At 44.3% G+C, this 15,632-nt stretch carries 14 protein-coding genes; 4 read left to right on the top strand and 10 right to left on the bottom strand.

Going from position 1 to position 15,632, the window contains the following annotated elements; genetic code table 11:
* Positions 1-78: 78 nt before the first annotated feature.
* Positions 79-1,824, bottom strand: coding sequence for a dipeptide ABC transporter ATP-binding protein (locus tag ACE3K2_RS16980; RefSeq protein ID WP_421892531.1), 1,746 nt, complete (start codon positions 1,822-1,824; stop codon positions 79-81).
* A 143-nt stretch (positions 1,825-1,967) separates the two neighbouring features.
* Between ACE3K2_RS16980 and ACE3K2_RS16975 the strand changes: the two genes are divergently transcribed.
* The 3 genes from ACE3K2_RS16975 (at position 1,968) to ACE3K2_RS16965 (ending at position 6,848) form a co-directional block, all read left to right on the top strand.
* Positions 1,968-3,410 carry an ABC transporter permease gene (locus tag ACE3K2_RS16975; protein WP_421892528.1) on the top strand — a complete coding sequence of 481 codons (1,443 nt, stop codon included), beginning with the start codon at positions 1,968-1,970 and terminating at the stop codon, positions 3,408-3,410.
* Positions 3,411-3,446: 36 nt separating this feature from the next.
* Positions 3,447-4,958, top strand: a complete 1,512-nt coding sequence (locus tag ACE3K2_RS16970; protein WP_421892525.1) for an ABC transporter permease — start codon at positions 3,447-3,449, stop codon at positions 4,956-4,958.
* Positions 4,959-5,027: 69 nt separating this feature from the next.
* On the top strand, positions 5,028-6,848 hold the full coding sequence (locus ACE3K2_RS16965; protein WP_421892522.1) for an ABC transporter substrate-binding protein: 1,821 nt from the start codon (positions 5,028-5,030) through the stop codon (positions 6,846-6,848).
* 55 nt (positions 6,849-6,903) lie between these two features.
* Here the strand turns inward: ACE3K2_RS16965 and ACE3K2_RS16960 are convergent, their stop codons facing one another.
* The 3 genes from ACE3K2_RS16960 to ACE3K2_RS16950 all read right to left on the bottom strand — a co-directional run bounded on the left by ACE3K2_RS16960 (position 6,904) and on the right by ACE3K2_RS16950 (position 9,496).
* Entirely contained in the window at positions 6,904-7,548 is a 645-nt protein-coding gene (locus tag ACE3K2_RS16960) for a sugar O-acetyltransferase (RefSeq protein ID WP_421892520.1), read from the bottom strand.
* Entirely contained in the window at positions 7,538-8,539 is a 1,002-nt protein-coding gene (locus ACE3K2_RS16955) for an ROK family protein (protein WP_421892517.1), read from the bottom strand. Before ACE3K2_RS16955 ends, ACE3K2_RS16960 begins: the two co-directional genes overlap by 11 nt.
* Positions 8,540-9,040: 501 nt before the next feature.
* The gene (locus ACE3K2_RS16950; RefSeq protein WP_421892515.1) at positions 9,041-9,496 is read right to left on the bottom strand and encodes a hypothetical protein; all 456 of its coding nucleotides are present in this window, start codon (positions 9,494-9,496) and stop codon (positions 9,041-9,043) included.
* Between the two features lie 211 nt (positions 9,497-9,707).
* On the opposite strand from ACE3K2_RS16950, the gene ACE3K2_RS16945 reads away from it, so the two are divergent.
* Positions 9,708-9,908 carry a hypothetical protein gene (locus tag ACE3K2_RS16945; RefSeq protein WP_091034774.1) on the top strand — a complete coding sequence of 67 codons (201 nt, stop codon included), beginning with the start codon at positions 9,708-9,710 and terminating at the stop codon, positions 9,906-9,908.
* Positions 9,909-10,184: 276 nt separating this feature from the next.
* Here ACE3K2_RS16945 and ACE3K2_RS16940 read toward each other — a convergent pair whose 3' ends face one another.
* The 6 genes from ACE3K2_RS16940 to ACE3K2_RS16915 form a co-directional block, all read right to left on the bottom strand.
* Positions 10,185-10,622 carry a protein-tyrosine phosphatase family protein gene (locus ACE3K2_RS16940; RefSeq protein ID WP_421892512.1) on the bottom strand — a complete coding sequence of 146 codons (438 nt, stop codon included), beginning with the start codon at positions 10,620-10,622 and terminating at the stop codon, positions 10,185-10,187.
* A gap of 1 nt (position 10,623) precedes the next feature.
* The gene (gene arsC, locus ACE3K2_RS16935) at positions 10,624-11,049 is read right to left on the bottom strand and encodes an arsenate reductase (thioredoxin) (protein ID WP_421892509.1); all 426 of its coding nucleotides are present in this window, start codon (positions 11,047-11,049) and stop codon (positions 10,624-10,626) included.
* Positions 11,050-11,051: 2 nt separating this feature from the next.
* On the bottom strand, positions 11,052-12,488 hold the full coding sequence (locus tag ACE3K2_RS16930; RefSeq protein WP_421892506.1) for an arsenic transporter: 1,437 nt from the start codon (positions 12,486-12,488) through the stop codon (positions 11,052-11,054).
* Positions 12,485-12,793 (bottom strand): metalloregulator ArsR/SmtB family transcription factor, encoded by a 309-nt coding sequence (locus ACE3K2_RS16925; RefSeq protein ID WP_339308514.1) that lies wholly within the window; start codon positions 12,791-12,793, stop codon positions 12,485-12,487. The genes ACE3K2_RS16930 and ACE3K2_RS16925 overlap by 4 nt, the downstream gene beginning before the upstream one ends.
* Positions 12,794-13,057: 264 nt before the next feature.
* Complete coding sequence (locus ACE3K2_RS16920) at positions 13,058-14,095, bottom strand: flavin-containing monooxygenase (protein ID WP_421892989.1); 1,038 nt, start codon at positions 14,093-14,095, stop codon at positions 13,058-13,060.
* 76 nt (positions 14,096-14,171) lie between these two features.
* The gene (locus tag ACE3K2_RS16915; protein WP_421892503.1) at positions 14,172-15,584 is read right to left on the bottom strand and encodes an NAD(P)-binding domain-containing protein; all 1,413 of its coding nucleotides are present in this window, start codon (positions 15,582-15,584) and stop codon (positions 14,172-14,174) included.
* Positions 15,585-15,632: the final 48 nt, after the last annotated feature.

The raw sequence follows: 15,632 nt of genomic DNA, 5'->3' as shown, positions 1-15,632 counted from the left end.
CATGACAAAGCCCCGCTTAACGGTCTAAGAAGATCGTAGGCGGGGCTTCTTTTATAAAATAACAAAGAGATATTGACGCTAGCCAGATATGGCAACCCAATGTCCTTCCGTGACTTCTACCCACTTTGCATGTTCCAGATTATAACGGTCCTCTACTTCCCCATTTTCTCTGTCTTTTACAACATGCCTCTTTTTCTTCGCTTCGATCGCCGGATCAGGCACAGGAATAGCTGATAGCAATGCCTTGGTATAGGCATGTTGCGGGTTGGAATACAGTTCTTCACTCTCTGCCAGCTCCACAATTTTCCCGTTATACATCACAGCCACCCGATCACTGATATGTTTAACCATGGACAAGTCATGCGCGATGAACAAATACGTCAATCCGAGTCGCTGCTGCAACTCTTCAAGCAATTGTACGATCTGAGCCTGGATCGATACATCCAGTGCAGACAATGGTTCGTCACATACGATGAATTCCGGCTCCACAGCCAGAGCTCGCGCTATGCCGATCCGCTGTCGCTGTCCACCCGAGAATTCATGCGGATAACGCTGCGCATGGGTGGGATCGAGACCCACCATTTCCAATAGTTCCTCTACACGCTTCTCCCGCTGTGCGGCGTTGCCTGCAAGTTGATGGATATCAAGTGCTTCTCCAATAATATCCATAATTCTCATTTTAGGATTCAGAGATGCATAGGGGTCCTGGAAAATAATCTGCATATGTCTGCGCATCGTTTTCATCTCCGAGGCTGACAGACGATTAAGCGGAACTCCCTTAAACAGGACATCCCCACCTGTTGGCTCATGCAATCGCAGAATGGCGCGCCCCGTGGTCGATTTTCCACTGCCGGATTCCCCTACAACGCCGAGTGTCTCACCTTGTCGAATATGGAAACTGATATCATTCACAGCCTTTAAGGTATTCCCTTTGCCCAGATTAAAATGTTGTTTGAGCGATTTTACCTCAAGCAACGGCTGATTATCTTCCAAGTCTCTCGGGACCAATGATACCGGTTTGGGCTTTTTCTTCTGATCCAGACGTGGTAAGGCATTCAGAAGCCTGATCGTATAGGGATGTTTGGGATTGGCAAAAATCTCTGTCGTCGTCCCGGTCTCCACAATCTGTCCTTCTTTCATCACAACAACCCGATCACACATGCCTGCTACTACACCGAGATCATGGGTGATCAGGATAATCGATGTGCCCAGTTGATCCTGCATATCTTTCATCAAGTTCAGAATCTGTGCCTGAATCGTAACGTCCAGTGCGGTTGTCGGTTCATCTGCAATGAGTAATTCAGGACGACAAGCGAGTGCAATACCGATCATAACCCGCTGACGCATGCCACCGGAGAATTCGTGTGGATACTGGTTGTAGCGTATTTCGCTGCGGGTTATCCCCACCCGCTCCATCATGGCAATCGCCTGTTTCTTGGCTTCCCTTTTGGACACCTTCTGGTGTTTGATCAGACTCTCGGAGATCTGTTTACCTACTTTAATTGTCGGATTAAGAGAACTCATCGGGTCCTGAAAGATCATGCCGATATCACGTCCACGGATGCTCTCCATCTCTTTCTGAGTTTTATTCGCCAGATCGACCCCTTTAAATAGAATCTCTCCATTCTTCATCTGTGAAGGTGGGGAAGCAAGCAGCCTCATAATGGAACGTGCGGTTACACTCTTTCCACTACCTGATTCTCCTACAATGCCCAGCGTCTCGCCTTTTCGCACTTCAAAGCTCACTTCTCGCACTGCCTGAAACTCACTCTCTCCGGAGTGAAAAGAGACAGATAGATCATTAACTTTCAGTAAAGGTTCCATATCATCACCAGCTCTCATCCGTTTTTTCACATACCCATATGTACACAATTATTACCTTGACAATTGATTAGACCCTAAATAATATATACTATATCAATCGGAATAATGCAATTTAAACCTGAATGAAAGGAGGTACGCTTGGTTTGAATCTTGCAGAAGGCAGCAGAATCTCACGGTTGGTACACAATTTAAGCTTTATTTATGGAAAAATGCTGCTTCATCCTTCCTACCGATATGTTCTGTTCATTCTTGGATTACCGATCAATCTGGTCGTGTATCTAATATGGCGTTCGAATCGAAAAAATGACGGCTGGGTAGCTGCCAGGCAGGCGGCTGAGCAAGAATTGCTCGCTTCTTCCTACCGGAACAAGCTGAAGTTGGAAGTGGAAGAACAGCTGCGTCGCAAACACCGTTTTTTCCAGCAGCAGGTCAGTGAGGGAGAATTCAAGCGACAGACCGAGGAATGGTTGGAAGAAAGTGTTCAGACAGAGTTGAAGGAGCGGACATCCCGCATACTTCAGGAACAAGGGCATCAACGTCTTACAATGGCCGATACGTTCCACTCACTGATCGACAAACCATGGTTTTTCGCGATATCCATTATTCCAGGCTGTCTGATGTATGGCATCCTGTTTTTGTATGGTAATCCTTATCTAAAGTACATATTTGAAAGAATACTGATGACGGTATTTGTCATTCTGGGCGTAGCCACACTCGTATTTACGATTTTGTATCTGTCTCCGTTCAACCCGGCAGCCAACATTCTGGGAGAGACAGCAACGCAGGAACAGATTGCAGCATTCAATCAAGTCTATGGCTTGGATCAGCCTTATCTTACACAGCTCTGGAACAATATCAAGGGCGTTGCCTTCTTTGATCTTGGCAAGTCTTTTGCAGGAAATGAAGACGTAACCGCAACGATTGCAAGGAAGTTTCCAATTACCTTGACGCTGGCGGTCATCTCCCTGCTGTTGGCACTCGTCATTGCATTACCTATTGGCATTATCTCTGCAATTAAGCCAAATTCGTGGTTCGACTACACCTTCATGTTTATTGCTTTGATTGGATTATCGATCCCGAATTTCTGGCAAGGACTTATTTTTATTCTGAACTTTTCGATTAAAATGCAGTGGCTTCCCGCCACCTTCAACCCGCAGAACTGGCTGTCGATCATTATGCCAACCATTGTGCTGGGTACGGGACTTACGGCTGCGGTGGCTCGGATGACCCGTTCTTCTACACTGGAAGTCATTCATGAGGATTATGTGATGACCGCCCGTGCCAAAGGATTAAGCGAACGCCATGTTATGCTAAAACACGCTGTACGCAATGCATTGATTCCCATTGTAACTGTCGTTGGACTTCAATTCGGAGCCATGTTGGGCGGGGCAGCGGTAACGGAGAAAGTATTTAATATCAGCGGTCTCGGCAGCTATATTGTGGATAAACAATTTATCCCCGATATTCCGAGTATCATGGGCGGCGTAATCTACACTGCCATTACGATCTCCATTATTAATGTAGTGGTTGATCTGCTGTACGCTTTTATCGATCCAAGAGTGCGTTCCAAGATGAAACAATATTAAAGTGTGTGTTGAACTACCTCTTAAAGCAGGTGTACTATGACAAACTCATCTTTAACACAAGAAATGCGTTTCCGGCTTAAGTCTTCTAGAGAATACAGTCAGGCAAGCTTCGCTTGGGTCACGTCCCTTCTCTTGACTGCATTGTTCCTGTTCAACAGTTATGACTGGAGCGAGCAGACGTTCAAACCATTTCTGCTAACGATCCTTGGGATCTATTTATTCTTCACACTGGTCCAAACTGTCATCACGTTCCGGATTCGAAAAGACTTGATCCGTACCGGTACCGTCTCTGCTCTGACTCGCAGGTTAGCCTGGGTTCAGCTGCTTGCTATCATTTCAGGCAATATATTTATCGTTACGGCAGCCTTTCATCTGATTCGAAAATCCAGAAATGTGGAGTATACCTTCGCGGTATACATGCTGTTAACCCAGCTGTTCGTGATCGGTGTGTCCGCATTAAATGTTTTCAAACCTTATGTGGCTGACAACTTTCTTCCAGCCATGGCGGTGTTGATATTTATTCTGGTCATCGACTTGGTCGTACTGATTATCGTATCCCGATATAACGCGACCTCGATCCTCCCTCGCTGGATGATAGGTGTCAGTGTAATACTGATTCTGACTTCGATCACAGGTAATGTATTTGCACTATTGCTCGGCATTTCCATCATTGGACGCATTCGCAGACAGGGGAAACAAAAATCAAACTTCTGGAATGATCTGTGGGAGCGTCTTGCTCCGAATATGACTGCCATGTCCGGTTTGTTTTTTATCATTTTTCTGTTCTCGATATCGATCTGCAGTTTCTTTACCTTTGACTACAGCATGGCGGTGGAAAATAACTATTCCGCTCTGCTTCAATCCCCTTCCCTGGCGTATCCCTTGGGAACGGACGACTTCGGACGATGTTTATTTTCCCGGATTGTATTCGGTGCCCGGATCTCCTTGATCGTAGGTTGCATGTCAACGATCATCCCCGTGTTGATCGGCGGAGTCCTCGGAGCGCTCTCCGGCTTCTACGGCAGACATACGGATAACATCATCATGCGGCTGCTTGATATTCTCTATGCAATTCCGGGAATTCTGCTCGCCATTGCGATTATTGCAGCGTTTGGAGCCAATACCGTCAATCTCATTTTGGCGCTTAGTCTGGGTTCCATTCCAACGTACGCCCGTACGATGAGAGCCAGTGTACTCTATGTATCTACTTTTGAATTTGTGGAAGCTGCGCGTGCACTGGGGTACAACAATCGTACGATTATTTTCAAACATATTATTCCCAACTCCCTTGCGCCCATGATTATCAAGTCTACCCTCACGATTGGTGGAGCCGTTATTGCTACCAGCAGTCTGAGTTATCTGGGACTCGGCGTGGAGCCGCATATTCCGGAATGGGGTAACATTCTGAAGCTAGGCAGTACATACCTGGAGACCCACTCTTATCTGGCGATTTATCCAGGGTTGGCTATTATTCTGCTGGTTCTTTCGTTTAACTTCCTCGGGGACGGTCTGCGTGATGCGCTTGATCCCAAGCTGGAGAAGGCCTAAATGATTGGTTGAAATGAAGGATATAGAAAAATTCACACATCACACATTCTATCTATGGAGGGTAATCCCATGAAAAAACGGACACTGATCTCATTGCTACTCATTCTCGTCATTGTGATTTCCGGCTGCAGTGTAAAAACAAAAACCGAATCCCAGGCGGAGACCGCACCAGCGGACACAACAGAAACGGCACAAAAACCGGCAGACATTGAGCTACTCGCCATGAGTTCTTCCGAAAATGATGTAAACATTGTCCGGGACCAGCTGACCAAAAACGGCTTCAATGTGAAGCTGAACCTGCAACCGGATTACGGCAGCTTCAAATCCCAGCAGGACGCAGGAAATTATGACATTGCCTTGTCCAGCTGGACTACGGTAACGGGAAATCCCGATTATGCGGTACGCTCCCTTTTCAAAACAGGTGGAGACTACAGTATCCTCGCAGATGGGGAGATTGATAAGCTCATTGATCAGGCCGCTACCCAAACACCAGATGAATACAAGGAAACCTATAAACAATTGGAAGATCGCTTGGTAACCGATCAGGCGTACATCGCTCCTTTGTACATTTCCCTGAAAAGTCAGGCTGTGAACAAAGACATTCTGAATGTCGACACGGTTCGTCTCTCCAAATCCCGCGCGATGGCTTGGGAACCAATTGAGTTCAAGGACAGCTCCAAAAATGCCAAAGATCCGTTGATTCTGACGCAAAGCGCATCCGTACTGACTTCCCTTGATCCGATCAAAGGAAATGACGGTTCCATCAACCAGTTGAATACAAATATGTATGTACGTCTTGTTAACCTCACAGATGATGATCAGCTGACAGCAGAAGGGTCACTGTCTCATAATTTCAGCATTGCTGAGGGTAATTCAGACTACTACTTCATTCTCAGAGACGATATCAACTTTGCGAAGATTGATAACAAAAAAGCTGTAGATACAGGAGAACGTGTCGGTGCAGATGATGTGATCTTCTCCCTGGATCGTGCCAAAAACAAAGATTCCGTTCCGGATCACCGGACATACAGTCTGCATGAACACATCAAAGAAGCTGAGGTTGTAACAGATCTGAGTGCATTGCAATCGGTTAAACAATCCAGCGGTAACGGCACAATCCTCGAAGCATTGGAACAAGGACTGGGCAGCAAAATTACAGAACTCGTAACTGACAAAACCAAAGCAGATAATAGCGCAGGTAAATATCAGGTCGTTAAACTGACCACAACGGAACCTTTCCCACAAGTACTGAACTACCTGGCACACCAATCTGCAGGGATTGTGTCCAAAAAACAGGTGGAGAGCATCAACACATATGATGTGGCTTCCTTTGACGTCAACAAAGATATTCCTTACGGTGATCAGAACACAGTGACTGAAGGCGCAGCATACAATAACACCCTTTATACTAGCGGACCTTATATTTTGTCTTATAAAAATGACTATGAAGCTGTATTCTTGCAAAATCCGGGATACCGCAAAGGCACGGAATATGCACCAAAAATTGCTCAGGTCAATGTCCGGTTCATCGCGGATGCAGACAGTGCCCTTTCTGCTCTTCGCAGCAGTGAAATTCACTTATACTACGGCGTGCCTGAAACCAAGTATGACATCATCGAAAATGACAGCAAGCTGAAACTGCAAAGCATTCCAAGCAACGCCGTTTCTTATCTCTTGTTTAACACAGCCAATCGTGATGTTGCCAAGAGCAGTGATCTGAGAAAAGCCGTACTGTACTCCATTAATCAGGATGAGATTTTGAGTTTCTACAAAAACAACAAACTCAAAGCATACTCCACAGTAAGCCCGCTCGTTCAGACCGGCAATGAATTGAAAGCTGATCCGGCAAAAGTAAAAGAATTCTTGAGTAACTACAACGCCTCCAAGTAAACGTAAACCAAAAAGGGTGTCACTGGATCATCTACTGATCCTGGTGACACCCTTTTTATTCTTCCAGCACACGGCAATCTGCCAAAATATCGGGGTAATTTCGCATGCTGTCTGCTTCAGTGATTTTGCGAATAACTCTGCATGGTACGCCTGCTGCAAAGGAATGTGGTGGAATATCACGAGTCACGACACTCCCTGCTCCGATGACACACCCGTCTCCAATTGTTACGCCCCCGCACACGGTGACGTTTGCTGAGATCCATACATCGTTTCCAATCGTGACCGGTTTGGCATAACATAGTGACTTCACATCACCGTTCTGGTCCACCATCTGTCTCCGCTCGCTGGCAATCATGGGGTGAATGGGGGTAACAATCGTAACGTTGGGGCCAAAACTGGTATAGTCCCCGATTGTCACTTGCGCATCGTCTTGTATCGTCAGATTGTAATTACCGAAGAAGTGATCGCCAATCCGGGTATGCACACCATAATGAAAGAAGATGGGGCCTTGCAAGAATCCGCCTTCACCGATCTGCCCCAGTAGCTGTTGCAATATCTGATCCCTTTCCTCCGTCTGTTCTTCAAAAGTCTGACTGTATTGCTGACTGAGATTATGGGCCCGCCTTTTGATGGTCTTTAATTCCGAATCACTTGGACTAAACAACATGCCCTGCATGATTCTCTCTTCTTCACGCATCATGAATCCTCCTCTTCAACGCCTGAAGAACCATTCCTCTTAACCCAGCATCAAAATCATGTTGAAACGAGTCCTGATGTACGATCTCGGGTAACGACGGCATGGGATGATCCTTCCCGTACTTTTGCCACGCCAAATCCAGCTCTTCTCTCTCCACACGTTCCTGATAAATGACAATCTGGTGCGGGGCAACGACAGCATTGATCGTTTGCAGAATATGACATACCTGCACTACAAAATCATCTTTGCTCATGTCACGTTTCCAATCAGGTGAATAAGGAAGATACTTGATTTCACCAAACATCCCGTTTTTCCCGCGAATCATCTGTCCATTCAACATCATGCCCATCCCCGGCGGGTATCGGTTCGGAAAATAAATGCCTGCTACACTCTGTTCCTTCATATCTGCATGCTGTGTACAGTACCCGCTAATCGCTGCATTCACATCATTCTCCACGAGAACGTTCAGTTGGAACTCACTCTCGATCTCCCGTATCAGATGTGAATGGATAAGCTCTTCATGACTGCTCACCGTGATGTCCCCATCCACGGCTTGTCCCGGAATACCGATGCCAATCATATCAATGGCGGGGTACTGCGCAACGAAACGTGCGATAAGTTGCAGCACATGTTGTTTATCAAAAGCAGGCAAGATGCTCTCTTCCTTCAACACAACCTTATTTTCCAGATTCATGACCGTTGCCGAAATCAACTCCTGGCCTTTCATCTCTTTGATGTAAAGAACCAAAGCAAGCTTGAAGTTATAATTATATCGATATGCCTGAGCAGGACGGCCGCCGTTAGAGGGAACCACTTTATCCTGAAACAATTCTTCGCCATCACATAATTCCTGGATCAGCGCATTAATGGTAACAACACTAAGATTGGTTAGTGAAGCTAATTGCGGTTTGGTCGCCGTCTCAATCTGCTGCATGACTTCACGCACATTATTCAAATTGATGTATTTCATCATTGTAGCATTGGCTTTTTTCATAATCCTCTCGTTTCTACTCTGGTTCAATTGAGCCAAAGCAATGGTATGGATGTCATTTCACTCCATATCATAGCACAACGTTATACCTTACTCGAACCCATGAGTTCCACCGTCTTGGCAATGGATCGAAATCGGCAGAGTTGCTTGTTCACTCAAACAAATCATCCATCGATTTCACAGGCTTCACTTCCATCGGTTGTTTTGACAAGGCCATACTGGCATAGGTACCTGCCCATATTATAACTGCCATAATAACGTATACCATCCATACTTACCTCCCTGTTTCATGCGGATTTATGATTTTGCGATATTCATCATATGTGCTTATCTCTTTAATTAATAAATAAACTTTATAAAGTATATTACGTAAGTATGCGAGGATAATCGTTTTTTGTCAACATTACATAACAACACGTATCATCTCGATACCCATAAAAAATAGCTGCCGAAAGAATCATTCAACGATACTTTCGGCAGCCGTATGTTCAATATACAAGCAGGTTATTTTGAATATATTCGCTGTACAGCAGGCAATAAGGTGACAACTTGGATACCCACTCCCCATGCAAAATAGACCAGGTGAATGATAGAGACATCCTGAATCCAGTACACCTGCGCCATAATCCAGATGATCAGGGCAAACCCCGTGTATAAGGAAAAAGTCCAGGCCCAGTAGCGGTCAGGATAGAGATTCAGCCTCTCACCCAGCGCCCAAGGAGTGTAGCGTATTAGTGCAATAGCAATCATTATAGGCATCACACCAAGAACCAGCAATAGGATGATTCCCGGAAACAAAAAACTGGAAAACGGAGAATTCAGCAACAAAGATTCAGGCAAATTCACCATATTTCCAGTTGGGTTGATGATTAACATGCTTCCTCCAACGATCGCCCCAACCCCCAGAATTCCATGCATCAAAATGAGTAACCACGATCTGCCTTCACGCTGCTTCATCATGAATTGCTCCTTCCGTCCTCTCGTTTCTCAACCTCATACAGTCTTTCATAGGTTATTATCAAACCCTCTGGTACCATTCTCACACATGCCGGGCATTGTTCCTGTGCTTCTTTTCACTATATCGGTCTCAAAATCATTCGTAATGGTAAAACTTGATAAAAGAACGTACGTTCGGTATAATGGAATTATCCTGAATAAGCGAGAGGCAGATATGGACGACAAATTTATTAAGGAATTACGCGAGATTAGTCGGGATGACAGACGAAGATCGGAATTTATGATTCAAGGCTTGAAGGAAACGCTGCAAGAACGAAAAGAAGAAGGGTTACTCAAGCGCTGGATACGGCGTAAGAAAACTGAGAAAAAAATCTCTCAAAGATTTAATCAAGATCCACACTCGGATCAAAAGTAACAAATAAAAAGGAGGCGGAATACGCCTCCCTTGCTATTTACATATTTGAATCATTTAGATTAGTTAGTTGTGACTTAGCCGATAAGTTTGCCAGAACACACATTTATTTTTCCAATGGGTCAAATCCTAGTTGGACTTGGTTCCGGATAAGCTTACTTACCTGCTGCCAGTTAGCTATATGATAAAAAAAGAAGCCGATCACATTCGTCAGCTGCTTGTTCGTTTTATTGAGCTATCGGATCGTTCCCAGTTAGGGTAACGATTAAAAGCCTTGTTTTAGAATATTTTATTTAATAATTCCTTTTGCAGTGGCTTAATATTAATGATACTTCTGATGGTTTTTGCCTTTAGTTCAGCATCCTCAATTGAACTGGCTAACCCTAGTTCTAACAGAGTACCAGCTGCAACGGTGCCCGTTCTGCCCTTGCCTCCTCCACAGTGAAAGGCAACTTTCTTGCCGGCGTTATACGCTCCAACAACCTCATTAATCGCTTGTTTGAAAAGCTCGGCTTCATGTTCTTTCGTATCGTCATGGAGCGGAACCTTTACCCACTTCACATGATCTGCTGGATACGCGCACTCTGTTGCTTCTTCTCGAAGATCCACCACGACTTCAATGCCTTCGTTAAGAACCATTGCCTCTACGTCGGCAGCTCCGCCCATAAAAACTTTATCAGCAATAAGTGCATGGTATTTCTTTTCGGCATGCTCCATGTTACTTACCTTCTTTCAAGAACTGCTCGATTCGAGCTTTAATTGAATCGCGGACCTCAGCGAATGTAGCTGTGATTTCTTCCTCTGTTCCTGTCGCCTTGGCTGGATCATCGAAGCCCCAATGCCATCTTTCAGCTTTGTCATTACGTACAACTGGACAATTATCGTTGGCATGACCACAAAGCGTGATGATGTAGTCTGCTTGTTTTAAAATCTCAGAATCAATCACATCTGATGTATGATTTGAAATATCGATTCCAGCTTCTTTCATTGTTTGAACAGCACGAGGATTTAAGCCATGCGCCTCTAATCCTGCACTTTTCACCTCATATTTGTCACTACCAAGTGCCTTCAAAAAACCATCGGCGATTTGGCTTCTGCAAGAGTTTCCTGTACACAAAAAGTAAACAAGCGGTTTGTTGTTCATGATTATTGATCTCCTTTATCTTTGGTTTGGCTTACTTGTATTTTCGCTTCGCCCATTTTTGAGTTAATCACCGTTTTTATGATCATAGCGATAACAACCAATGCTACTGTGATTACGCCAATCATTAACCAAACGTTTATGCTCGTTGAATGAATTAAGTGGAGCCACAAATACAGTCCTGTTAGCGTAATAAAGAGCGTTGGGATGGTGAGCACAATCCCAATTTTGAAATAACTTCCCCACGTGATTTTTACATCCTTACGGGACAGTACGTGCAACCACAAAAGTGTTGCGAGAGATCCGATCGGTGTGATTTTTGGACCCAAGTCACTGCCGATAATATTGGCATAAATCAGCGATTCCCGGATGACACCTTGCGTATTGGTTCCATCGATAGCAAGCGCATCAATCATCACTGTAGGCATATTGTTCATAACCGAAGACAATATCGCAGCTAGAAAGCCCATACCAAGTGTGGAGATGTAGAGACCCTTGTCGGCGATAACTTGGATGACCTTCCCAAGTTCATCTGTCAATCCCACATTTCGTAGTCCGTAAACGACGACGTACATACCGATTGAGAAAATCACTACTGCCCATGGAGCCCCTTTGATGAGCTTCCATGTTTGAATAGCGTGACTACGTCGTGCAGCTAAAATAAACAAGATTGCAATAACCCCAGCGATAACAGACACCGGAACTTGAATGAACTCGCTCATCAAGTACGCAACCAGTAGCACGGCTAAGATCACCCAGGATATTTGGAACAGTTTCTTGTCCTTGATCGCTTCAGCTGGCTTTTTGAGATGACTGACTTCATAGTTGCTTGGAATACTCTTTCTAAAGAACAAGAATAAGACCAGAAGACTCGCTAATATTGAAAAGAAATTGGGAACAATCATACGACTTGCATACTCCACAAAGCCAATACCAAAGTAATCGGCAGAAACAATATTGACGAGGTTGCTAACCACGAGCGGAAGTGAAGTTGTATCTGCAATAAAACCACTTGCGATAATAAAAGGTAAAATCATCTTTTGATCAAATTTGAGCGCTCTGACCATCGCAAGCACAATAGGCGTTAGAATCAGTGCGGCGCCGTCATTTGCAAAGAACGCTGCAACCCCTGCCCCAAGCAGCACAACATAAACGAACATCAGCTTGCCATTACCTCTTGCAAGCCTTGCCATGTGTAGAGCAGCCCATTCAAAAAATCCGATTTCATCTAAAATCAGCGAAATTAATATAATGGCTACGAAAGCAAGCGTGGCGTTCCATACGATTCCTGTGACCGTACCTACATCGGATAGACTGACGACTCCAAAAAGAAGAGCAAGGACAGCTCCAGCTGACGCTGACCATCCAATATTAAGCCCCTTAGGTTGCCAAATCACAAAAGTCAGTGTAAGTAAAAAGATTAAAATCGCGATGATGGTCATGCTTCCTCCTGAGGACCGCAGCAGTTTTTCAATCCTGTTATTTTATCTTTCATGGATGGCAGAAACGGATACACACACTGAACATATGCTTCTGCATCTGGATTAAGAGAGTAGTACACCCACTGCCCTCTTTTCTTTTCATTAAGTAGACCGGCTGCCTTTAGTTTTCGAAGATGCTGACTGGCGTTTGGTTGAGACATGCCAATAATGTCTGTGATATCACATACACAAAGTTCCTGTTCTTTAAGTAATGCAACGATGGTCAACCGTGTTTTATCAGCCAATAACTTATACGCCTCAGCCATCTCCTGAATTTTTTGTTCCAAATGTACACCCCCTGTGATTATTATAATCGGCTTCATTTAATGATATAATCATATAATAAAGCACTTATATAAGCAATGACGAATATAAGTGTTTTTAATACACCAAATAAGTCGGCAAAAAAGATTGCCGACTTTACTCTCGAGCTAAAATTCACATTTTGACTTAATAAATAATGACCGTCTGTCATCTTAACTATATCTTTCGTTTGATACTCAACGATTCCACCTTGATTTAATAATTCATCATACTGATATACCTCTTTTTGCAAGCGATTGTACAACTTTTTTGGCGTCATTCCCAGAACCTCGAATCGTCGCAGACGCAAATGAGGTCTGCCACGGTATACCTACGAAATGGATACTTTCATCACTTTGTTTTAAAGGTACACCTGATGAATCAAGAACGTTCAATCCACTAAGATATTCGAAGTTCGGAATATAACCTGTGGCAAAAAGAACGACATCCACATCTTCACGAGTCTCATCTGCCCACACTATCCCATGTTCCGTAAAAACTTTAAACATCGGTTTGGTATCTGGCTTACCTTGATCGATAGCATTTTGATATATACCTGTATCAAGGACAGCGTCACTGCTTTTCTGCAATATTCGTTTGCCCCAATTGGATTGATCAAGCCTAAGTATGGTTAGCCAAAAGTGAATATCTTTCCCCGCAATGACCTGCGGCTTGAATTTGATCGGGCTTCTGGATGCGATCGTTACATGAGCCGTCCTCGCAAGTTCAACCGCTATTTGGATCGCCGAATTTCCGCCTCCAACAACAATGATCCGTTTGTTTTTAAACTCTTTCTCATTTCGGTAGTCCTTGGCATGAAGCATTTCCCCCTTAAATTCATGCATGCCAGGAATGTCTGGAATATGAGGATTTACGAATGCCCCGCTTGCACAAATGATGGACCGTGTATGAAACTGTTCTCCGCTTGAGGTATGGACTGTGTAGATATTACTATTCTTATCCACTTTGATTACTTCTTGCCCTGAGTGTATTGGAAAATTGTATGTAGCCGCATAAGACTTTAAGTATTGAACAACCTCATCTCTACGTGGATAAACATTTGCACCGCCTGGAAATGGGAGTCCTGGCAATGAGGAATACGATGCAGGTGAGAACAACGTTAAGCTATCATAGTAATTTGCCCATGATCCTAAATGCTCTTCACTCTTTTCCAGTAAGATAAAGTTCCGTTTAGCTTCTTGTAAGTAATAGGCCGCTGCCAAACCGGATTGACCACCACCAATAACGATGCTATCATAAATCATATTTTTCAATTTTCTCCCTCCTTCTATAAAAAGCTACTGCATCACGATTCGGATGCAATAGCTCTGAATTCTTGATTTATCCGCAGCAAGAATCTGATCCTGCCTTTTCCGTTTTTGAAGTAGAGCAGCAATTTGTAGTGGCTTCCTCTACCTGAACTGGTTCACAGCAGCTGTCCGTGCTACTGGCACCTAGACTGCAGACACCGGTCTCCGGCAGTTCCAGTTCTACTTTTTGAGCTGACTCCATATCTCCCACCAAAGCCGATACAATGGACCTGACTTGCTCATATCCCGTTGCCATTAGGAAGGTTGGCGCTCTTCCATAACTTTTGGCACCCACGATATAAAAATCCTTTTCAGGTTGACGCAGTTCTTTTTCGCCATGTGGTCGAACTGTACCGCAGCTGTGGACATTGGGATCAATCAATGGTGCCAGCTCATAAACACAGTCTAAACTCGGGTCCGTTAATACCCGTACTTCTCGCACTGTCGATAAGTCAGGGCGAGAACCTGTGTTACCTACAATTTCATCGATGTGATCAATAACCACTTTTTCATCTTTAATGGTTCCGGAAACCTGAATCTGTTCACCTTGTTTTTTAAGTTCTTCAATATGGAATCCTGTCAGGACCCTTACGGTACCGGATTCAACTACTTTTTGAATCCGAGTACCCAGTTCACCCCTTGCTTGAAGCCCATCTAGTTCTCGTCCGCCATAAACATCCTCAATATTTGCCTTGCGAATAGCCCAAACGATTTCAGTTCCCGATTCCTCTTTTTGAAGCTGGGCAAGTTCAAGCAACGTGTTGATCGCAGAATGTCCGCTTCCTACAACAAGCACTTTCTTGCCGCTATAACGATTTCTCTCTTTTCCTAATACTGCAGGAATACCATATGAAATTTGATTATTAAGCGCTTTTTCCTCTTCTGAAAATATACCGTCTGAACGAAGCGGGTTCGGGTTGGACCATGTCCCAGAAGCATCGATAACAGCCCGCGCTTCATAAATAAACGAAGATCCGTTTTGTTCAACATGGATGACAAACGGTAGTTTCTCACGCCCACTTGTTTTCACTTTGCTTAACCCTTTGCGACTGATCGCAGTAACTTTCGCATTCAAATGTACATTTGGACTTAATTCAGGTAGCGCAGCCAAAGGTTTTAGATAATGCTCAACAATTTCCTTACCCGTTGGGATCTTTTCGTTTTGTGGAGCAACCCAATTCGCCGATAGCAGTAACTCTTTAGCAGCTTTATCGATGTTATATTGCCATGGCGAGAACAGTCGTACATGTTCCCATTTTCTAATGTTTGCCCCCACTTCATCTCCAGCTTCAAACAACATAAACGGCTCACCTTTTGAAATGAGTTGTGCCGCTGCCGCAAGACCAACCGGTCCAGCTCCAATGATTGCAACAGGTAAGTTGCCCTTCTCTTGTACTGGTGCTTCGCAGCAGCTCACTTGGTTCACAGCGATATGTTTAACCATATTAATTTCCTCCTCATAATTACTTGCAATTTGCAAATATTAAATTAA

Origin of the sequence: Paenibacillus sp. (assembly GCF_048976745.1) — a bacterium.
GTDB lineage: Bacteria > Bacillota > Bacilli > Paenibacillales > Paenibacillaceae > Paenibacillus.
The sequence above is the reverse complement of the archived record's forward strand: the minus strand, read 5'-3'. Positions and strand labels throughout refer to the sequence as shown.

What these genes read in the sequence shown, in the direction of transcription:
- ACE3K2_RS16980 (WP_421892531.1), bottom strand. Translation starts at nt 1,824, where the DNA reads ATGGAACCTTTACTGAAAGTTAATGATCTATCTGTCTCTTTTCACTCC.
- ACE3K2_RS16970 (WP_421892525.1), top strand. Translation starts at nt 3,447, where the DNA reads ATGACAAACTCATCTTTAACACAAGAAATGCGTTTCCGGCTTAAGTCT.
- ACE3K2_RS16965 (WP_421892522.1), top strand. Translation starts at nt 5,028, where the DNA reads ATGAAAAAACGGACACTGATCTCATTGCTACTCATTCTCGTCATTGTG.
- ACE3K2_RS16960 (WP_421892520.1), bottom strand. Translation starts at nt 7,548, where the DNA reads ATGATGCGTGAAGAAGAGAGAATCATGCAGGGCATGTTGTTTAGTCCA.
- ACE3K2_RS16955 (WP_421892517.1), bottom strand. Translation starts at nt 8,539, where the DNA reads ATGAAAAAAGCCAATGCTACAATGATGAAATACATCAATTTGAATAAT.
- ACE3K2_RS16950 (WP_421892515.1), bottom strand. Translation starts at nt 9,496, where the DNA reads ATGATGAAGCAGCGTGAAGGCAGATCGTGGTTACTCATTTTGATGCAT.
- ACE3K2_RS16945 (WP_091034774.1), top strand. Translation starts at nt 9,708, where the DNA reads ATGGACGACAAATTTATTAAGGAATTACGCGAGATTAGTCGGGATGAC.
- ACE3K2_RS16940 (WP_421892512.1), bottom strand. Translation starts at nt 10,622, where the DNA reads ATGGAGCATGCCGAAAAGAAATACCATGCACTTATTGCTGATAAAGTT.
- arsC (WP_421892509.1), bottom strand. Translation starts at nt 11,049, where the DNA reads ATGAACAACAAACCGCTTGTTTACTTTTTGTGTACAGGAAACTCTTGC.
- ACE3K2_RS16930 (WP_421892506.1), bottom strand. Translation starts at nt 12,488, where the DNA reads ATGACCATCATCGCGATTTTAATCTTTTTACTTACACTGACTTTTGTG.
- ACE3K2_RS16925 (WP_339308514.1), bottom strand. Translation starts at nt 12,793, where the DNA reads ATGGCTGAGGCGTATAAGTTATTGGCTGATAAAACACGGTTGACCATC.
- ACE3K2_RS16920 (WP_421892989.1), bottom strand. Translation starts at nt 14,095, where the DNA reads ATGATTTATGATAGCATCGTTATTGGTGGTGGTCAATCCGGTTTGGCA.
- ACE3K2_RS16915 (WP_421892503.1), bottom strand. Translation starts at nt 15,584, where the DNA reads ATGGTTAAACATATCGCTGTGAACCAAGTGAGCTGCTGCGAAGCACCA.